We start from the raw sequence: 17,757 nt of genomic DNA on the forward strand, positions 1-17,757 counted from the left end.
TCTATCTCTAGAAAGGAGTAACGCTAGCCTAAAGGAAGACAGCGTCAGTTCTAGAGAACGGCTTTTCCGCCGGTGAGGGTTAACCATGAGGTCTGCAAGTTGCGCTGGGCCTGATGCTCTAGCTGAGCCGGGAACAGATCCAGAGAAAAAATAGAGGGGCGCGCCATAAATGCCTCAACAATTTTGGTCCGCCTGGTGCAAAATACAGGGTCAGAAACCCAGCCATACTCCTGCCTAATTTGCGCCTCGTACTGCGCAAACCGGCCCGGCGGAGCACCCAGAATCGACAGATCAATATCGATTAAGAGGCGCATATCTTCACTGGTTGGCTCGGCGTGATACTTGGTCGCCAAAATCATGTCGTAAACTGACTGCCGGAGGGGGGCACTGCCCCCAGCGCGCTCAATTGCCTGAACGGCCCAAGCGGCGCTCCGCTCCTCGTTGTCGGCACGATGGGGGTCGTAAACCGCATCGTGAAACCAGAGAGCGATCGCCACTGCCCCAGGACTTTTGGCCAGACCGCTGGCGCAGTCAAACCAGTAAAAGCATTCCTCCAGGTGCTGAAGGGTGTGGTAGGCCCGGTGGGATTCTGTATAGCGATCGCACAGCCTGCCAAACAGCTGCGGTTCCGGTTCTGGCAGGTTTAGCTCCCGCCAGGTCGACAGCCAGCGCGCTTGTAGATTCACGGGTTTTAGCAGGCCAATAGGGGAGAGAGCAAAGGCTAAACCGGAAGATGATGCGTCGCCCACGGGGCTAACCAGGCCCAGGCTTTACGACAGAAGCTAAAGCAGTTGGGTCAAGCGCAGGGGCGAGCCGCTACGACGGGGTGCGCACTCTGTTGGGCACAAAATCTCCGCTGTCGATCGCGCTCAACAGCTGCAAAGACGATTGCAGGGCTTCAGTGCGGGTGTCAGCCCGGTGGGCATACGGCACAAACTGCAAGGCCCCGAGTTTTTCCAGCCTGCTCAGGGTTTTGCCCCGAGCGCCTACTAAAAACACCTGCCGTCCGGCATTGTGGGCGTCTTTAATTATGCTTTCGATCGCCAGGGCGGCGGTTACCCCCAGGTGGGGTACATCCTTTAGATCGATCACCAGCACATCGTGATCTGCCATGGCATTTTGCTCCTGGGAAATCGCCCGCGCCACCCCAAAGATCATCGGCCCACTCAGGTGAAAGACCAGCACTCGGCCATTGGCTTTGTCCATCAGCACCTTATCCTCAGGGCTCATGGCAACGTCGTCGTCGAAGTCAGTGATGGCCTTCACCTGGTCAGACTGGAGCTTGCTGAGGCGATCGATAGTGAGAATGTTGGCGATAAACACACCGACCCCCACCGCCATAATCAAATCCACAAACACCGTCAAAAACATCACGCCATACATGATGGCAGTGCCCTTCCAAGACACCTTGTGGGCCCGCTGCAAAAAGCTCCAGTCCAAAATATCGAAGCCGACCTTGACCGCAATTCCCGCCAGCACCGCCAGGGGAATGGTTTTGGTCAGCGGCGCGGCCCACAGCACCACCACCAGCAAAATCCCCGCCCGGGTCAGGCCCGAGAGGGCTGTTTTGCCCCCGGCCTGAATGTTGACCACGGTGCCCATGGTGGCCCCAGCCCCGGGCATACCGCCAAACAAACCCGACATCATGTTGCCGATGCCCTGGCCAATCAACTCTTTGTTGGCGTCGCTCTGGGTGCGGGTAAGGCTGTCGGCAATCATCGCCGTCAGCAGGGCATCAATACAGCCCAACATTCCCAAGACCAGGCCGTTGACCAGCATGGTGCGAATCTGGGCGGGCTGAAAGTTTGGCAGATGCAGCGACGGCAGCCCGGTGGGAATTTCGCCAATCAGCCGCAGGTCGGCATTGGGGAACACGACCAGGGCCAGCAGAGTGCCCCCCACCAGTACCAGCAGCTGAGGCGGCACCCAGCGCTTAAACTGCTTGGGCATGAGAAACAACACCGCCAGGGTAAAGGCCCCCAGAATTACCTCCGGCGGGTGGAGGGTACTGACCATTTCGGGCAGGCTCCTGAGGGTGCCCACCACCCCACCCTTGGGAGTCGGGTGGCCCAAAAATGGCCCCAGCTGTAGGGTAATCAAAATGATGCCAATCCCCGACATAAAGCCAGAGATAACGGTGTAGGGCATCAGCGTGATGTAGCGCCCCAGTTTGAGAAAGCCAAACAAAATTTGGAAGGCTCCGGCCAGCATGGCTACGGTAAAGGCCATAGCCATGCCGTTTTCAGGATCAGCGGCAATCAGCTGAGCGATGACGGCGGTAAAGACCACCGTCATTGGCCCGGTGGGCTCTGAGATCAGCGTTGGCGTACCCCCAAACAGCGCCGCAAAAAATCCTACAATCACGGCCCCGTAGAGGCCCGAGGCCGCCCCAGCCCCCGAGGCTACGCCAAAGGCCAGGGCCATCGGCAGGGCAATCACGGCAGCGGTGATGCCCCCAAAGATATCGCCGCGCAGGTGGTGAGAGTCAATTTGATTTGTAATGCCCATCGCCAGCGCTTAGTCTCCTAAAGCCGAGTTGGATAGTGGCAAAAACATTGCAGCCAAGAAATCTATATAAGTAAAGCGCTGCACCGCTGCTGTTCCCGAAATCCTATCGGATGCGTAGCCGGTTTTCTAGTCATTGCGGCCCTGAATCTAGACCTTCCTACAAGTGGCGTGGGGCTCAAGGCGTGGGGTAGCTAAGGCCTAGTTTGCTGCACCTGGGGCCAGAAGGCAGATGGGCAGCTCATCTGTTTCCTGGCCGCTGCGTCTATAGATTGAGGCAGGTTGAGGCGCTCTAGTTGCGGGGGTCTAGGTCGCTTCAGCGATCGCTTTTTTGCGCGGAAACCAGTGCTTGAGCTGCACAGCCCCCAGCGCCGTCACCAGGGTGCCCGCTGCGATCGCCACAATATATAGCCCCACATGCTCCACCGCATTGGGTATCGCCAGCACAAAAATGCCGCCGTGGGGGGCGCGCAGGGTGCAGCCAAAGGCCATCGACAGCGCCCCAGTCACCGCCGATCCGGCAATGCAGGCGGGCAAAATTCGCAGCGGATCGTTGGCCGCAAAAGGAATCGCCCCCTCGGTAATAAACGAGATACCCAGGACCGAAGCCACTTTACCTGCCTCCTGCTCCGCCTGATTAAAGTGCTTTTTAGATACGAAGGTGGCCAGAGCCAGGCCCAGCGGAGGCGTCATCCCGGCGGCCATCACCGCCGCCATCGGAGCATAGATGTTGGTGGCCAGCAGGCCCACCGCAAAGGTGTAGGCGGCTTTGTTGACGGGGCCGCCCATGTCCACCGCCATCATGGCACCCAAAAGCAGCCCCAGCAGCACGGCGTTGGTGCCGCTCAACCCTTCCAGGTAGGTGGTCAGGCCGTCCATAATGAACCGCACGGGCGCGCCAAAGACATAGACCAGCAGCAGGCCGACAATCAGCGTGGCCAGCAGCGGAATCACCAGTACCGGCTTTAACCCTTCGAAGTTGGCGGGCAGGTTGACCTTATCGCGCACAAACTTGGCCACATAGCCCGCCAAAAAGCCTGCGAGTATTCCTCCCAAAAAGCCCATGTTCAGGTTGGCCGCCAGCATACCGCCGACCAGGCCGGGGGCAAGGCCGGGGCGATCGGCGATAGAAAAGGCGATAAAGCCCGCCAGCACCGGCACAATCAGCGCAAAGGCTGCGCCGCCGCCAATCTGCATGAGGGCGGCGCCAAAGGTGCCTTCCTCGGGGTTAATGCCGAACACGAAGGAGAGCGCGATGATCAATCCCCCCGCCACGATCACCGGCAGCATGTAGCTGACCCCCGTGAGCAGGTGCTTGTAGGGACCAGAGCGGCTTTCTGAGCGCTCGGCCTTGGCTCGGTTTACCTCATCAACGTAGCTGACCGAGCCGCCACTGCCGCCGCCAGCCACTGGCGCATCCATCGCTGCCGTCACGACGTTTGCCCCGTCGTGAATCGCCGCTTTGGTAGAAGTCTCGTACAGCCGTTTGCCACCAAAGCGCGACAGGTCGACATGGGTATCGGCGGCAATAATCACCGCATCGGCGCGGGCAATGTCCTCATCGGTCAGGGTATTTTGGGAGCCGACGGAACCCTGGGTTTCCACCTTGATGTCGTGCCCCAGTTTGGCCGCCCCCTGCTTCAGAGCCTCGGCGGCCATAAAGGTGTGGGCAATACCCGTGGGGCAGGAGGTAATGCCGACGAAGAATTTTTGGGCCGGGGGCGAGGCCTCGGCGGCAGCATCCTCGGGTAGGGGGTCGTGGGGGTGGGGGGTGGTTTTGATTGTCCCCAAGCTGGGGCCGTGCCCTACCAGGGCCACAGCGCTTTGAATCACCATTTCGGTGTTGCGAATGGCCTCGCTGGTGGAGACGGCGTAGACGGGTTTGCCCCCGAAGCGATCGCGCTCCACAGGCTCGTCAGCCCCCACAATCACCACCTCCGCCCGCTGGATGTCGTCGGGGTGGAGGGTTGTGGCCACGGGGCCGCCCTGGGCTTCGGCAATCAGCTCGTGACCCAGGGCCTGGGCGGTGCGCTTGAGGGCTTCTGCCGCCATATGGGTATGGGCCTCGCCAGCGGCGCTAGCGGTAACGGCAACAATTTTTGTCATGGTCGGTTTGGGTAGAGGGTGGAAAGGTGGAGGGAGATGGGGAGGGTGGGGGAGATGAGGGGCGGGTAGGGTGCATTCGCGGCCAGAGGTTCTGGACAACCTTCAACTCAATCCTGCGCCGCAATGCACCACCTACGGTAACGGGTATTTTTTTGCCTTGATCCAGGGTTCGTGGTGGATGGTACCGTGCTAAGGATCAGCTCACCTCCCGGACGGTGACCTGTTTTCGCATGGCCTGAATTTGGTCCATGGGCGGCAGGCGGGGGCCGATCTGGCTCAGCGCCCCCATGGAGAATGCGGTGGCCAGGGTGGCGCAGTCGCGCAGCGATTCGCCGTTGAGCAGACCGGCGACGGTGCCAGAGACCATGGCGTCGCCTGCGCCGACGGTGCTTTTGATGTCTACCGCTGGGGGCTGGGCGTGGAAGGCCTGGGTGCGATCGATAAACAGCGCCCCGTCAGCTCCCATGGACACCACCACGTAGGCAATGCCCGACTCAATCAGCTCGCGGGCAGCGGCGACGATCTCCGCCTGGCTGAGCAGGCGGGTGTTTAGCACCTCCTCTAGTTCGGCCTGATTGGGTTTGATCAGGTCGGGCTTGGCCGGCAGCCCGTAGCGCAGGGCGTCGCCGCTGGTGTCGAGCACCACGGTTTTGCCCTGGGCCTTGAGGGGGCCAATCAGCTCGTCGTAGATATTGGTGGACAGGCCCGCTGGCACGCTGCCGGAGAAGACAAACCAGTCGCAGACGTGGGCCAGGGCATGGACCGCATGCTTCAGCGCCGCCACATCCCTAGCCGTGGGCTGCTGGCCAGGGTAGTTGATATCGGTGACTTGCCCTTGGGCCTCATCGATAATTTTGATGTTGACGCGGGTTTCACCGGGCAGGCGGATAAAGTGGTCGGCGATGCTTTTTTGCTGAAACAGAGCGTTGAACAGGGCATCATTTTCCTGGCCCAAAAAACCGCTGACGATGGTTTTATAGCCCGCCTCGGCCAGGAACGAGGCGACGTTGACGCCCTTGCCGCCCGCGTCGTCTTGTTTCCAGTCCACCCGGTTCACCGCGTCGGCCTGAAAGTTGGGAATTGAGACGGTTTGATCGATCGCAGGATTCAGCGTCACCGTAGCGATGGGGTGGGTCATAGCGCCCGCACCTCCTCGGCGGTGCGACAGGCGATCGCGCGCTGGGCGAGGCGCTTCATCTGCTTCATCGACGCCCCCCGCAGCCGCGCCTTGACCCTGGGAATGCTGGGAATATCCATGCTCAGCTCTTTTACCCCCAGCCCGGCCAGAATCTTGGCCCCCTGGGGATCGCCCGCCAGCCCGCCGCAGACGCCGACCCACTTGCCCGCCAGTTTCGCCCCCTGGACGGTTTGGTAAATCGCCCGCAGCACGGCAGGATGCATGGCATCGGCCTGCTTAGCCAGGGTGGGGTGGCCCCGGTCCATCGCCAGCAGGTACTGGGTGAGGTCGTTGGTGCCCACTGAGAAAAAGTCGACAACCTGGGCAAATTCTGCCGCCATCAGTACGGCGCTGGGCACTTCCACCATCATGCCGATTTCTACCGGAGGGCCACCCGTCGCATCGCGCACCGACGCCAGTATGGCCTTAGCGGTGTAAATGTCTTCCAGCGTTGCAATCATCGGGAACATGACGCGAATGTAGCCACCCCGCGCCGCTCGCAAAATCGCCCTTAGCTGGGTTTCAAACAAATCTGTCCGCTCCAGGCACAGGCGAATGCCGCGAATGCCCAGGAACGGATTTTCCTCGGCGGGCTGGTTCAGGTAGGGCACGTGCTTGTCGCCGCCAATGTCGAGGGTGCGCACAATCAGCGGCAGGCCGTTGAGGGCCTGGGTCATCTGGTGCAGGGCCTCGTACTGCTCGTCTTCGCTGGGCGGGGCGCTGCGGTTGAGGAAAAGAAACTCGGTGCGCAGCAGTCCTACCCCTTCAGCCCCGGCGTTGATCGCTGGGGCTGCGTCCGCAGGACCGCCAATATTGGCAACCACCTCAATGCGGTAGCCATCGCTGGTAATAGCAGGCTGGAAACGGGTCTGCTGCTCGACGTCACGGAGCTGTGCCCGTTCTGCCTGAGCTGTTTTCGCCCGCTCCAGGTCAACCTGGGTGGGGTTAGGATAGAGCTGGCCGCGATCGCCATCGAGAATTACGGTTCCCCCCTCCGCCAGATCAAAAATCCCCATGCCCGCCCCCGCCACGGCGGGAATGTTGAGCGATCGCGCAATGATCGCCGTGTGCGACGTCGCCCCGCCCGCCGCCGTACAGAACCCCTGAATTTTCTCCGGGTCCAGCCCGGCGGTGTCGGAAGGGGTGAGGTCATCGGCGATCAAAATCACGGGATGCTCCGGCAGCCCCTGGCCTGCCTCTGCCGAATCCACCAGCCGCGCCAGCACCCGCTGGCCGACGTCGCGCACGTCCGCCGCCCGGCCCGAAAGCACCGGATCGGCCAGCGCCTCCAGCTCCTTCGCCTTCGCTTCAATCACCTGCTGCCAGGCCCAGGGGGCGCTGTGGTTGGGGGGAATACGCTCCAGCGCCTCCTGCTGTAGTTCGGGATCGGCCAAAAACTCGCGGTGGGCCTGAAAGATCGCCGCCTTACCTTTGCCCGATCGCAGCTTGATCACCTCATAGAGGCCCGCCAGGTCAGCATCGGCCCCCGCAATGGCAGCGGTTAGCTTCTCCTGCTCGGCAGCGGCATCCGCAGCGGTTTCGGCAAAGGTCAGCTTGGTGCGGTAAAAGCGGTGCAGGGGGGCGATCGCCAGCCCTGGCGATGCGGCTACCCCCGCGATCGAAGCGCTCTCCAGCTCCAGCGCGGGCAGTTCCAGCGCCGGGGTCGCCGCCGCTTCCTCCTCTTCCTCCAGGCCGTCTTCTACCGCCTGCTGCAACGCTTTCAGCGCCTGGGCGGCATCGCTGCCCCTGGCCAGCACCCGCACCACGCCATCCTTTTCTACGCCGAGCTTGAGCAGCGACATCAGGCTCTTGCCGTTGGCCACCTGGTCGCCGTAGCGCACCCGCACTTCGGCACTAAAAGACTTCGCCAGGTCGGCAAACACCGTCGCCGGTCGGGCGTGCAGCCCAGTGGGGGCATCGATAGTGAGATCGACAAACTGGTCAAAGCCCTCGGTATCCAGCCCTTTACCGCTGGCAACGGTCTTGCCCGTGAGGCGATCGATGATGACCTGTGGGTCGCCTGTCTCCACCAGCTGGTCCACAGCGGCAGGGTCATCTAGCACGTGGGTAAGGTTGGTGAGAATTTGCAGATGCTCGTCGGATTTCGCCGCAATGCCCACCACCAGCCGCACCACCTCACCGGGGTTCCACTCCACCCCAGCGGGAATTTGCACCACCGCAATGCCCGTGGTCAAAATCAGGTCGCGCTGGGCAGGCTGCCCGTGGGGAATGGCAATGCTGTTGCCCAGGTAGGTGTTGGCCTGGGTCTCCCTCAGCTGCATGCTATCGATATAGCCAGGTTGAATGTGCCCACTCGCCACCAGCAGTTCTCCGGCCTGGCGAATCGCGTCTTCTTTGCTGCGGGCGATCGCCTTGAGCCGCACATCCTCCGGCGTTAGGTTAATCATGGAACAGTCTCTCGATGGGGTAATTGGGCCTGGCCAGGGTCAGCAGTAGAGCCCTATTCGGCAGCAAACCTGCCGATCTGACCTGAAGCTGGCATCAGCGCACGAAAACACAGCACAAAACGCAGAAAAACTGCCCGAAATTGCGCCACTTCCGGGCCGGAGATCAACACCTGTCACGGGTTCCCCTACGCTTTAATTGTTCAAGATGGGGCGTTACCTGAGCAGAGTTCGTTATATTTCCTTAGACATCGCCTTAAGTTTTGTAGCCTGCCGCAGAAAATGGCCCAAACTTTTGAGTCATGCCCAAATATTCCAAACCCGCCGCAAAAACGCGAACCCTGCGCTGAAGTAGATCCCTTCGGTCGGCTACTTCCCGATCCAGTTATTTACACAACTTAATGCTAGTCCGCTTCATCCCTGAAATCAAAATGTATCGTTGCATACAGTGTGCATTGGTTGAGAATTCTATAAGTGAATCTGACTAAGGCTGAGGTAGAAGTAGCATCAGGTAGCTAAGTTTTTACCTTTTAAAGTAAGCGCAACCAGAAATTAAACGCAATCAGCAGGCCCACCATGCAAGACGTAAAAACGGAACCCGTATTAGCGGTCGAGGCGGTTCCTGAGGATCTTCAGGCCGAGGCAAAGGGGGTCTCCCTGCGCGATGTCACGAAGAAGTACGGCTCATTTGTTGCCGTACAAAATATTACCCTCGACATTCCGGCCGGGTCCTACACCTGTCTGCTCGGCCCCAGCGGCTGCGGCAAAACCACCACCATGCGCATGATTGCGGGCCACGAAGACATTTCCGAAGGCGACATTTACATCGGCGATACGCGCATCAACGGCCTGCCCGCCACCGAGCGCAACACCGCCATGATGTTCCAAAACTACGCGCTGTTTCCCCACAAAACCGTGTGGAACAACGTCGACTTTGGCCTCAAAATGCGGGGCTTCCCCCTCGACGAGCGGCGCAGGCGGGTGGGCGAAATGTTAGAGATTGTGGGGCTGACCTCGTTTAGCGATCGCAAGCCCGCCCAGCTCAGCGGCGGTCAGCAGCAGCGAGTCGCCCTGGCTCGCGCCCTGGTCACCCGCCCCCAGGTGCTCATGCTCGACGAACCCCTCAGCGCCCTCGACGAATCGCTGCGGGTGAAAACCCGAGGCGAGCTGCGCAAGCTCCAGCGCCAGTTTGGCATGACCTTTCTCCAGGTCACCCACAACCAGGACGAAGCCTACTCCCTCTCCGACCAAATTGTGGTTATGGATCACGGTCGAGTAGACCAGGTGGGCACCCCCGCCGAGATTTTTTCGCGGCCCCTCTCCAGGTTTGTGGCCCGCTTCACCGGCGACAACAATATTTTTGCGGGCACCGTCACCAGCGCTGTGCAAGACACCCAGAGCCAGCTGATTCAAATCGACGTACCTGGTCTCGGTACCTTGCTGTGCCTGGGCGACTACGCCCAGGTCGGCAGCGAGGCCGCCTGCTCCATCCGCGCCGACCTAATGCAGATCAAATCCCTTGCAGAAGCTGAGCAGTCAGCCTGTGGCCCCGCCACCAACCGGGTCACCGCCCGCATTACCGCCGTTGAGTTTACCGGCTATGTCACCCGTGTCTCCCTGGTGCTCGAGCGGGGAGGCCTAGAGGTGCTCTACAAAGTCCGCACCCCCGACTGGCTCACCACCGCCTTTGCCGAGGGGCAGGTAGTCGCCCTCGACTGGGCCGCCACCGACTGCGTTTTTCTGCCTCACTAGTCTGGCTCAGTGGGCTGACCTACGGGCCAGGGCAGATTACTCCAGCGTTCTCCTCCACCATCTCTTTCCCCTTCGTCGTTACTGAACTGAATTGCTAACCATGGGTAAGTTTTCTCGTCGCCAAGTCATGCGTACCGGCCTTGCTGCGGGCGCATTCCTCACCGCTACCCGCTGTGCTTCGGCCCCCAAGGGTACTCCCAACAACCCAGCCCCCGGCCCCGAAGTCAATGCCAACCAGAGTAAAGACGTCACCCTGCGGCTAATTGGCACTGGCGTATCGCAAATTAACGACATTCGCGACAAAGCCCAAGAAGACCTGGGCTTTAAGTTCGACATGCGCGCCCTCAGCACCGAAGAAAATAACCAGATCGCCATCACCCAGCCCGGCCAGTACGACATCTTTGACGGTGAGTACTTCAGCCTGCCCCTGGTCATCCCCTCCGGCAACCTCCAGCCTATCGACATCAACCGCATTACCAACTACGACAAAATTGTCTCTTACTTTAGAACCGGTGAATTTAAAGGCATGCCGGTTGAAAAGTCCCAGGGTACGTCTCCCTATAAGGTGCAGTACCTCACCGGCCCCGACTCAAAGGAATTTTCCGCCACTCCAACCGAGTACGCTACCCTAATTCCCTTCCAATACAATGCCGATACCCTGGGCTATCGCCCTGACCTGGTAGGGCGCGAAATCAAGAGCTGGGGCGAGCTATTCAACGAAGGCTTCAAGGGCAAAACTGCCATCCTCGACATTCCGCAGATCGGCATTATGGATGCGGCCATGGTTGCCGAAGCGCTGGGGCTAATGACCTTTGCCGACAAAGGCAACATGACCAAAGCTGAAATCGATCAAATTATCGATATTCTCAAAGAGCAAAAGTCCAAAGGTCAGTTTCGGGCCTTCTGGAAAACCTTTGACGAATCGGTCAACCTGATGAGTTCTGGAGAAGTGGTGCTGCAATCGATGTGGTCCCCCGCCGTCACCGCCGTCCAGGCTAAGGGTATCGAGTGCATTTACGCCCCTCTCAAGGAGGGCTACCGGGGCTGGGGCGGCGGCCTTGGCCTGTCAAAAAATCTAGAGGGTATCAAGCTCGACGCCGCCTACGACTACATGAACTGGATGCTCGACGGCTGGGTAGGCGCATTCCTCGGTCGCCAGGGCTACTACAGCGCTGCCCCCGAAACCGCCAAAAAGTTCATGTCTGAGGCTGAGTGGGCCTTCTGGTATGAAGGCAAGCCCGCCACCGAGGATATGGTTGACCCCTTTGGCAAAACCCTGGCGAAGGCCGGTGCCGTCCGCGACGGCGGCTCCTTTGAAGAGCGCTTTGGCAATATCGTTTGCTGGAACTCCACCATGGAAGAAAATACCTACCTGGTGCAGAAGTGGAACGAGTTTATTGCCTCGTAATTTGATTCGGCGTAGAGGCGCAATGCATTGCGCCTCTACGCATCGCCCCACTACTCCATCACTCTCCCTCCCCTATGTCTGAAACCTGGAAAACGCTCAAGCCCTATGCGCTGATCACACCGCAGACATTGATATTTCTAATGTTCTTGGTGTTCCCGATCTTGATGATTGGGGTAGTGAGCTTTTGGGAGTTTAATGGCTACTCCATGACGCCGGCTTTTACTCTAGATAACTATCGGGGAATTTTAACCGGCGTCACCTTCAAAACCTACCTGAACACCTTCAAGTTTTTAGGCATGGTGTGGGTAGCAACACTGCTAATTGGCTACCCGGTGGCCTATTTCTTGGCTTTCCATGTGCCAAAGCTAGAGTGGCAGATTTTGCTGTTTTTACTATGCACTATCCCTTTTTGGACCTCCAATATCATTCGTATGATTTCGTGGGTTCCGCTGCTGGGTCGGGAAGGGCTAGTAAACCAGATGCTGATGGGTACTGGCTTGGTTCAGCAGCCGCTGGAATTTTTGCTTTACTCCGACTTTGCGGTGGTGCTGGGAATGGTGCACCTCTACATCATCTTTATGATTGCGCCGATCTTTAATAGTTTGATGCGTATTGAGCGATCCCTGGTGACTGCCGCCGAAGACTTGGGCGCTTCAGGGGTTCAGGTCTTTAAAGAAGTCATTTTGCCTCTGTCAGCGCCGGGCATTGCCATTGGTTCGATCTTTATCGTCACCCTGATTATGGGTGAGTTTGTGACGGTTCGCCTGATGGGAGGCGGCCAGTCGGCTTCCGTAGGAAAGCTAATTCAAACTCAGATCGGCAGTTTGCAGTATCCTTTGGCCGCAGCCAATGCCATGGTGCTGCTGGCGGTAACCATGCTGATCATTGTCTCGATTTTGCGGGTGCTGGATATTCGCAAAGAGTTATAGGTCGTCATAGGTCTACCAGTTCATACTCTCACTAACCACCCATGCAAAAACGCTCTCTTTCCTTTTACGTGCTGCTGGTCTTTTTTTGCCTGTTCGTGCTGTTCCTCTACGGCCCGATGATAACCATTTTTATGCTGTCGCTCCAGGGACCCGATGGAGGGTTGACCTTCCCGATGAGGGGCTTTAGTTTTTATTGGCTGGGCCAGGTATTTCAAGAGCAGCGGGTGGGAAATTTTATCGAGCCGTTTGCGCGATCGCTTACCCTAGGCATTGCCGTCATGGCCATTACCATTACGGCTTCGGTGCTGGCCAGTATGGGCTTTCGCCAGCGGTTTAGGGGCTCCACAATAATTTTTTATATGACTGTCGCCAGCCTGATTGTGCCGAGCATTCTAGTATCTCTGGGCATTGGGGTGGTGTTTCAGGTGATGGGCTGGCCAACGAACTGGTTTAGCTCAGGCCTAGGGGCGCACCTGACCTGGACGCTCCCGATCGCCTTTTTGATTATGCTGGGCATTTTTAACCGCTTTAACCCCTCCTACGAAGAGGCGGCCCGCGACCTGGGGGCCAGCGATCCCAAGACATTTTGGGAGATAGTGTTGCCCTTAATTGCCCCCAGTCTGTTGGGGGTGGGCCTACTCACGTTTACCCTCTCCTACGACGAATTTACCCGCACGTCGCTGGTGTCGGGTCAGAGCAACACTCTGCCGCTAGAAATTTTTGGCATGACCACCAACGTCACCTCTCCGGCCCTCTACGCCCTGGGCACGCTGACGACGCTGTTTTCGGCCTCGCTCATTTTAATTGCCTTCTTCACCTACTCGGCGGTGGTCAAACGCCAGCGAGGCAAGGCGTAGGGGATTTTAGATTTTGAATTGGCGATTTTGGATTTTGGCCCCTCGCCGCCGCTTTCTAAAATCCAAAATTTAGTAAGTCAGTTTAAAAACACGCCGCGATCGCCCCATCCCTTGGCCGACCCGATTAGGATAGGCCCATGGACAGAAAATCTTTTTTAGCCTTGCTGCGGCGGCACCGGGCGATCGCTGTCATTCGCAGCACCGAAGTCAAGCAGGGCCTACACCTGGCGAGAGCAGCTGAAGCTGGCGGTATTCGATTGATCGAAATTACCTGGAACAGCACCGATGCCGATCGCCTGGTCGGCGAGCTGATACAGCAGCTGCCTCACTGCTGTATCGGCGTTGGCACAGTCTTAGCCATTGCTGACCTCGAGCATGCCGCTGAGGCCGGAGCGCAGTTTTGCTTTTGTCCCCATACCAACCAGGCCCTAATTCAGGCCGCCCAGGCGCTCCCCATCCCCATCGTTCCCGGTGCCCTTACCCCCAGCGAAATTGTGGCCGCCTGGCAGGCAGGGGCCAGCGCCGTTAAGGTGTTTCCCATCAGCGCCGTGGGGGGAGCCAGCTATATTCGCAGCCTCCAAGGCCCGCTGGCCCACATTCCCCTAGTCCCCACCGGGGGCGTGTCAGTGGAAAACGCCGCTGCCATGGTCGAGGCAGGGGCGATCGCAGTGGGCATCTCCACCGGGCTATTTCCCCAGCCAGCGGTGTCCGATCGCAGCTGGAGCGCCGTTACTGCCCTGTCCAATCGCTTAACAGCAAGCCTTGGGGCCGTAGCTGTCAAGCCGTATTCAGACGCGATCGCCGCGCCTTTTTAGCTGCCGAGTTTAAAGGCTTCTAGGCAAAGGCCATAGACGGCGCCAATCTTAAAACTGTTGAGGCAGTCAATCCAGAGGGGCTTAGGTACCTTTTTAAGCAGTTCTGGATCGCGCCAGCGTCGACTATATACTAGCCAGTTTACCAATTCCGCTGCCAGCACCAAAATTGCCGATACCGTCGTATCCTGTACGGCGGCCTGGCCTGCGATCGCCGCCAGCGACACAGCGCAAAAATAGCCCAGCAGCAGGCTAATCAGTACCAAAGAAACCCGCCGCCAGGGGTTAACCAGCCACAGACTCAGCTGATCGCCCAGATCGTCTATCAAGGTACTCAAACGGGTGCGCTGCATCAGTCAACCCCTCGAAATACGGCCTGAAATCCAATTCTTCCAATCAATTCATGGCTACTGCACCGCTACCCCGCGTCGCCGCCAGCACTGACACCGCTGCGGCAGGCCGGGTGAATGCCCCCTTGAGCGCAAATATACTCCAGCTGATCAGCCTGGAGGTTTAGAGTCTTAGAAAAGTCTACCCCTGCTAGCGCGCTCCCAGTATCGGGTTCAGCCGCCCTAGCGACAAAATCATCCCCCTGCGATCGCTCAGGGGCAAAAAACTGCGCCCCAGCTAAATTCACACCCGCCAGATTAGCCCCAGTCAGCAGCGTTCCCTCTAGGTTAGCGCCCGCTAAATTAGCCCCCTCCAGATTAGCTTGACTCAGGTCAGCTCCCTGCAACCGAGCATTACTCAGGTTGGCCTGGCTCAGGTTGGCTGTGGTCAAATCCGCCTCGTTTAGGTTAGCCTCACTCAAATCAGCCTGGGTTAGATTGGCCGCCGTCAGCTGCGTGGCAATTAGAGTGGCCTGACGCAGACGGGCTTCTACTAAATTCGACTGCGTCAGATTGGCATCCGTAAAGTCGGTTCCCACCAGGCTCGTGCCCTTAAAAGCGCCATTGTGAACATCGGCAGCAATAAACCAGGCGCTGCTGGCATTGGCCCCAGAAAAGTCAGCGTAGGAAGCAACAGCATTGCTGAGATTGGCCCGCAGCAGGCTTGTGTTGCGAAAAATCGTGTACTGTAGCTGAGCTGCCACCAAACTAGCTTCAGTTAGATCTGAGCCACTGAAGTCAGTCACCCAATCATCAAAAGTATCGCTGTGGCCATCCGCTCCCGCCGCAAAAAACTTGGCCTTACGGCAACGCGCCCCTGAGAGTACCGCGTTGCGCCAAACTATCCCTGCTAAGTTCTGCTGCTCCAGTACCAGGGTAAAGGCATCGGGGCTTTCAACTACGGACCCGAGGTTAGTGCCACTCAGGTCTACGCCGTTAAGACTGCCGTTGTGCAGCACCAAAATTTTGGCCAAGGTCCGCTTCACCGCCCGCTGACGCATCTGAGTACCTAGCTGTTGGTCTGGGGGCAACGCCAGCAGATCGTTGGCCAGGGCGAGATTCAACCGCTGCAATGGCGGAATTGCTGGAGGGCCAAGGGTCACCAGGGCCTGCTGCAACGTATCCAGCAGGCTGGGATCACCGGTTTGAGCCAGCATGTCAACCAGCAGCGGTATGGCGCGGGGATCTTGGGTGCTGGCTAGAGCCAATGCGGCCGCCTGGCGATCGCTAAATGAGGTCGCCCGGCGGCTGAGATTCTCCACCAGGGCCAAAAACAGAGCGTCTTCATTGCCCTTAGCAGACGGTAGTCGCCGATCTAGCCATAGCGCCCCAATGCCCGCCAGAAACACCATCCCAGCCAGCACACTACCCACCACAGGCAGGTGCTGCCGCCAGTCCTTGGGTCCTAATATCTGAGCCGAATCCGCAGGAGAAAGCACGATCGCAGTCAGTCCCCCATATTCTTCCGTAGTTAGACCCACCAGGGGTGCTGCCGCTAGAGATAGAGGGGTAGCGCCATGGCCAGGTGGCACGTGACCTTCAAAACTAGTCTCGCCGTGAGGGCTAGAGCGGATAGGCAGCAGTCCCCCCAGCAGTAACACAACACGGGTTCCCACCATGCGGTCATACCAGGCTTGGTAGGGTGAGTATCTTTGTCTCAACGCGGCAAGACCAACGGTACAGACCACAGTCAGTCCGCCCAGCAGCAGTAAATTTGGAAATGCCCCACTCACTAGCCAGAGAGCGTAGGCCCCAATCGCAGGCACACCCCATCTACCCGCCTCTCGCCCTAGAATTGCTCGCAGCCCAGGTACCGGTCGCCGCTGATCCACAACCTGTAAACCTAGTAAAGCCTTGGGCCAGGTTTTGCCCCAGGTAGCTAGGCCATAGATGTAGCTGCCCGCAACAGCTACCGGCAACACCAGTGCGCTAAACCATAAAATATTGGTCAGGATCGGCACCTCGGTCACCAGCCGATAGCGAGGCAGGCCTAAAGGACGAGCGATCGCGCTCCGGGCCACAACCACTCCGACGTTGAGCGGCACCGTTTTTGCAGTGGCATGCTGTCGCGCCACTTCTCCCAAGCTCCAGGGTATAGCCACGCTACCTACCAGCAAGCCAAGCTCTAATCCCCAGGCCGCCAATCGCCGCAGAGCCAGATTCCGAGAAGTCGACAGTCGCCCCGACATCCGATCAGCAGACACCTGAGCTGAAATCGGCTGAGAATGAGAAGTCTGCGCCATGGAAAACCCAAAACAATTCAGACGCCGAAAAATCTGAGATTACCCGGCAGCAACCGCCAGATCGAGCAGCCCCAGTTTGCCAGCACAATTGCCCTACATAATAGCTAAGGCGTTCCATTCTGGTAAATTTTAGGCCTCAATCTCCAATCAGAACTTCAGTGAAAACCCCAACCAGCCAGGCACATTGAAATCTGTCACATTTACTGTCACACTCACCAGATCTTCTAGATAGTATTGGTACATACAAAAAATCTGCTTAGCGAGGAGGGCACGCCATGAAATCTCTGCTTAAATCCTTTATTTTGCCCACTGCCGCCTTCACCCTGGCTCTCGGCGCTGGCGTTGCCTCAGCTCAGCCCGTTGCTCAAACTCCTCTGAGTCAGGCCGTACAGGCTAGCGGTTCAGTTAATCCCAGCCAACCATCCAGCTGTGGCGTTCTTAGCAACAGCGCGGTTCAAATTCTGCAAGTTACCCAAGACTTTGCCGCCGTAGACATCTCCGTCAGTGGAACCAGTGGCCTTACCCTGTTTATACAAGGCAGCAATGGCTTCAGCGAGTGCCACACCGGGGGGGATGGAAGCATCAACGCGCCAGGCCTACTTAACCAAGGTACCTACTCATTCTTTATCGGCAACAGCAGCCAGACGCCCACCACCTATACCCTCACTATCCAGGAAAACTAACCCGCTATAGCTAAAGTACAAGAAATAGTCTTGGATCCCAAACGGAAACACCCTCTAGCCTTTTGGCTAGAGGGTGTTCGAGTAAGAACCTGGCATCGAGCTATTTTGACAAGGGGCAACCCCCTCACTATCTTCGCCGCAGCTGCGTTTCACGACTGAGTTCGGGATGGGTCAGAGTGGGACCACAGCGCCAAAAACACCAGGAAAGCTTAAGAGCTTTAATATTGGATTGTTTAAGTTCCTTGAGGAACTGAATAGAGAGAAGTGTTGCGGCTGTACGCACAGCCATTTTGGTTGATTGATTGAAGGAGTAATGAGGTCAAGCCCTCGGTCTGTTAGTACGCCTCGACTACATCCATTACTGGACTTCCATCTAGCGCCTATTAACGGGGTGGTCTACCCGTGACCTTACTGGCTTATGCCATGGGAACACTCATCTTGAGGTGGGCTTCCCACTTAGATGCTTTCAGCGGTTATCCACTCCGCACTTA

At 58.2% G+C, this 17,757-nt stretch carries 13 protein-coding genes, 1 rRNA gene and 1 other annotated feature (1 of these 15 cut by a window edge); of the genes, 6 read left to right on the forward strand and 8 right to left on the reverse strand.

Annotated features, from left to right (window positions below):
• Positions 1-50 precede the first annotated feature (50 nt).
• From LEPTO7104_RS0124570 to ptsP, 5 genes are all read right to left on the reverse strand, one after another.
• Positions 51-686, reverse strand: coding sequence for an HD domain-containing protein (locus LEPTO7104_RS0124570; RefSeq protein ID WP_155523760.1), 636 nt, complete (start codon positions 684-686; stop codon positions 51-53).
• Positions 687-816: 130 nt separating this feature from the next.
• Positions 817-2,508, reverse strand: coding sequence for a bicarbonate transporter BicA (gene bicA / locus LEPTO7104_RS0124575; protein WP_017301247.1), 1,692 nt, complete (start codon positions 2,506-2,508; stop codon positions 817-819).
• Positions 2,509-2,811: 303 nt separating this feature from the next.
• Positions 2,812-4,611: a PTS fructose-like transporter subunit IIB gene (locus LEPTO7104_RS0124580; protein ID WP_017301248.1), complete on the reverse strand. Its 1,800-nt coding sequence runs from the start codon at positions 4,609-4,611 to the stop codon at positions 2,812-2,814.
• A 196-nt stretch (positions 4,612-4,807) separates the two neighbouring features.
• Positions 4,808-5,749, reverse strand: a complete 942-nt coding sequence (pfkB, locus tag LEPTO7104_RS0124585) for a 1-phosphofructokinase (RefSeq protein WP_017301249.1) — start codon at positions 5,747-5,749, stop codon at positions 4,808-4,810.
• The gene (gene ptsP / locus LEPTO7104_RS0124590; RefSeq protein ID WP_017301250.1) at positions 5,746-8,196 is read right to left on the reverse strand and encodes a phosphoenolpyruvate--protein phosphotransferase; all 2,451 of its coding nucleotides are present in this window, start codon (positions 8,194-8,196) and stop codon (positions 5,746-5,748) included. Before ptsP ends, pfkB begins: the two co-directional genes overlap by 4 nt.
• A 573-nt stretch (positions 8,197-8,769) precedes the next feature.
• Here ptsP and LEPTO7104_RS0124595 point away from each other — a divergent pair.
• The 5 genes from LEPTO7104_RS0124595 to LEPTO7104_RS0124615 all read left to right on the forward strand — a co-directional run bounded on the left by LEPTO7104_RS0124595 (position 8,770) and on the right by LEPTO7104_RS0124615 (position 13,954).
• Complete coding sequence (locus LEPTO7104_RS0124595) at positions 8,770-9,945, forward strand: ABC transporter ATP-binding protein (RefSeq protein ID WP_017301251.1); 1,176 nt, start codon at positions 8,770-8,772, stop codon at positions 9,943-9,945.
• A 100-nt stretch (positions 9,946-10,045) separates the two neighbouring features.
• Entirely contained in the window at positions 10,046-11,353 is a 1,308-nt protein-coding gene (locus LEPTO7104_RS0124600) for an ABC transporter substrate-binding protein (protein WP_026073050.1), read from the forward strand.
• A gap of 74 nt (positions 11,354-11,427) precedes the next feature.
• Positions 11,428-12,282 carry an ABC transporter permease gene (locus LEPTO7104_RS0124605; protein WP_017301253.1) on the forward strand — a complete coding sequence of 285 codons (855 nt, stop codon included), beginning with the start codon at positions 11,428-11,430 and terminating at the stop codon, positions 12,280-12,282.
• A 41-nt stretch (positions 12,283-12,323) separates the two neighbouring features.
• Positions 12,324-13,139, forward strand: a complete 816-nt coding sequence (locus LEPTO7104_RS0124610) for an ABC transporter permease (RefSeq protein ID WP_017301254.1) — start codon at positions 12,324-12,326, stop codon at positions 13,137-13,139.
• A 137-nt stretch (positions 13,140-13,276) separates the two neighbouring features.
• A complete protein-coding gene (locus tag LEPTO7104_RS0124615; protein ID WP_017301255.1) occupies positions 13,277-13,954 on the forward strand; it encodes a bifunctional 4-hydroxy-2-oxoglutarate aldolase/2-dehydro-3-deoxy-phosphogluconate aldolase in 678 nt (225 codons plus the stop codon).
• Here the strand turns inward: LEPTO7104_RS0124615 and LEPTO7104_RS0124620 are convergent.
• Together LEPTO7104_RS0124620 and LEPTO7104_RS37335 are read right to left on the reverse strand one after the other, a co-directional pair.
• The gene (locus LEPTO7104_RS0124620; protein WP_017301256.1) at positions 13,951-14,304 is read right to left on the reverse strand and encodes a DUF565 domain-containing protein; all 354 of its coding nucleotides are present in this window, start codon (positions 14,302-14,304) and stop codon (positions 13,951-13,953) included. The genes LEPTO7104_RS0124615 and LEPTO7104_RS0124620 overlap by 4 nt on opposite strands.
• Positions 14,305-14,369: 65 nt before the next feature.
• The gene (locus LEPTO7104_RS37335; protein WP_083887134.1) at positions 14,370-16,583 is read right to left on the reverse strand and encodes a pentapeptide repeat-containing protein; all 2,214 of its coding nucleotides are present in this window, start codon (positions 16,581-16,583) and stop codon (positions 14,370-14,372) included.
• A gap of 275 nt (positions 16,584-16,858) precedes the next feature.
• Between LEPTO7104_RS37335 and LEPTO7104_RS0124630 the strand changes: the two genes are divergently transcribed.
• Positions 16,859-17,266 (forward strand): hypothetical protein, encoded by a 408-nt coding sequence (locus tag LEPTO7104_RS0124630; protein WP_017301258.1) that lies wholly within the window; start codon positions 16,859-16,861, stop codon positions 17,264-17,266.
• A gap of 87 nt (positions 17,267-17,353) precedes the next feature.
• Here the strand turns inward: LEPTO7104_RS0124630 and rrf are convergent.
• Positions 17,354-17,470: ribosomal RNA gene (gene rrf / locus LEPTO7104_RS0124635) — 5S ribosomal RNA — on the reverse strand.
• A gap of 123 nt (positions 17,471-17,593) precedes the next feature.
• Positions 17,594-17,757 (reverse strand) — a sequence feature (most likely nonfunctional fraction of RNA operon); it runs 240 nt beyond the window's last position.

The sequence above is a fragment of the Nodosilinea nodulosa PCC 7104 genome (genome assembly GCF_000309385.1).
GTDB classification, from domain to species: Bacteria; Cyanobacteriota; Cyanobacteriia; order Phormidesmidales; family Phormidesmidaceae; genus Nodosilinea; species Nodosilinea nodulosa.

Coding starts and splice junctions, on each gene's coding strand:
- LEPTO7104_RS0124600 (WP_026073050.1), top strand. CDS start 10,046: ATGGGTAAGTTTTCTCGTCGCCAAGTCATGCGTACCGGCCTTGCTGCG.
- LEPTO7104_RS0124610 (WP_017301254.1), top strand. CDS start 12,324: ATGCAAAAACGCTCTCTTTCCTTTTACGTGCTGCTGGTCTTTTTTTGC.
- LEPTO7104_RS0124615 (WP_017301255.1), top strand. CDS start 13,277: ATGGACAGAAAATCTTTTTTAGCCTTGCTGCGGCGGCACCGGGCGATC.
- LEPTO7104_RS0124580 (WP_017301248.1), bottom strand. CDS start 4,611: ATGACAAAAATTGTTGCCGTTACCGCTAGCGCCGCTGGCGAGGCCCAT.
- bicA (WP_017301247.1), bottom strand. CDS start 2,508: ATGGGCATTACAAATCAAATTGACTCTCACCACCTGCGCGGCGATATC.
- LEPTO7104_RS37335 (WP_083887134.1), bottom strand. CDS start 16,583: ATGGCGCAGACTTCTCATTCTCAGCCGATTTCAGCTCAGGTGTCTGCT.
- pfkB (WP_017301249.1), bottom strand. CDS start 5,749: ATGACCCACCCCATCGCTACGGTGACGCTGAATCCTGCGATCGATCAA.
- ptsP (WP_017301250.1), bottom strand. CDS start 8,196: ATGATTAACCTAACGCCGGAGGATGTGCGGCTCAAGGCGATCGCCCGC.
- LEPTO7104_RS0124620 (WP_017301256.1), bottom strand. CDS start 14,304: ATGCAGCGCACCCGTTTGAGTACCTTGATAGACGATCTGGGCGATCAG.
- LEPTO7104_RS0124605 (WP_017301253.1), top strand. CDS start 11,428: ATGTCTGAAACCTGGAAAACGCTCAAGCCCTATGCGCTGATCACACCG.
- LEPTO7104_RS0124630 (WP_017301258.1), top strand. CDS start 16,859: ATGAAATCTCTGCTTAAATCCTTTATTTTGCCCACTGCCGCCTTCACC.
- LEPTO7104_RS0124595 (WP_017301251.1), top strand. CDS start 8,770: ATGCAAGACGTAAAAACGGAACCCGTATTAGCGGTCGAGGCGGTTCCT.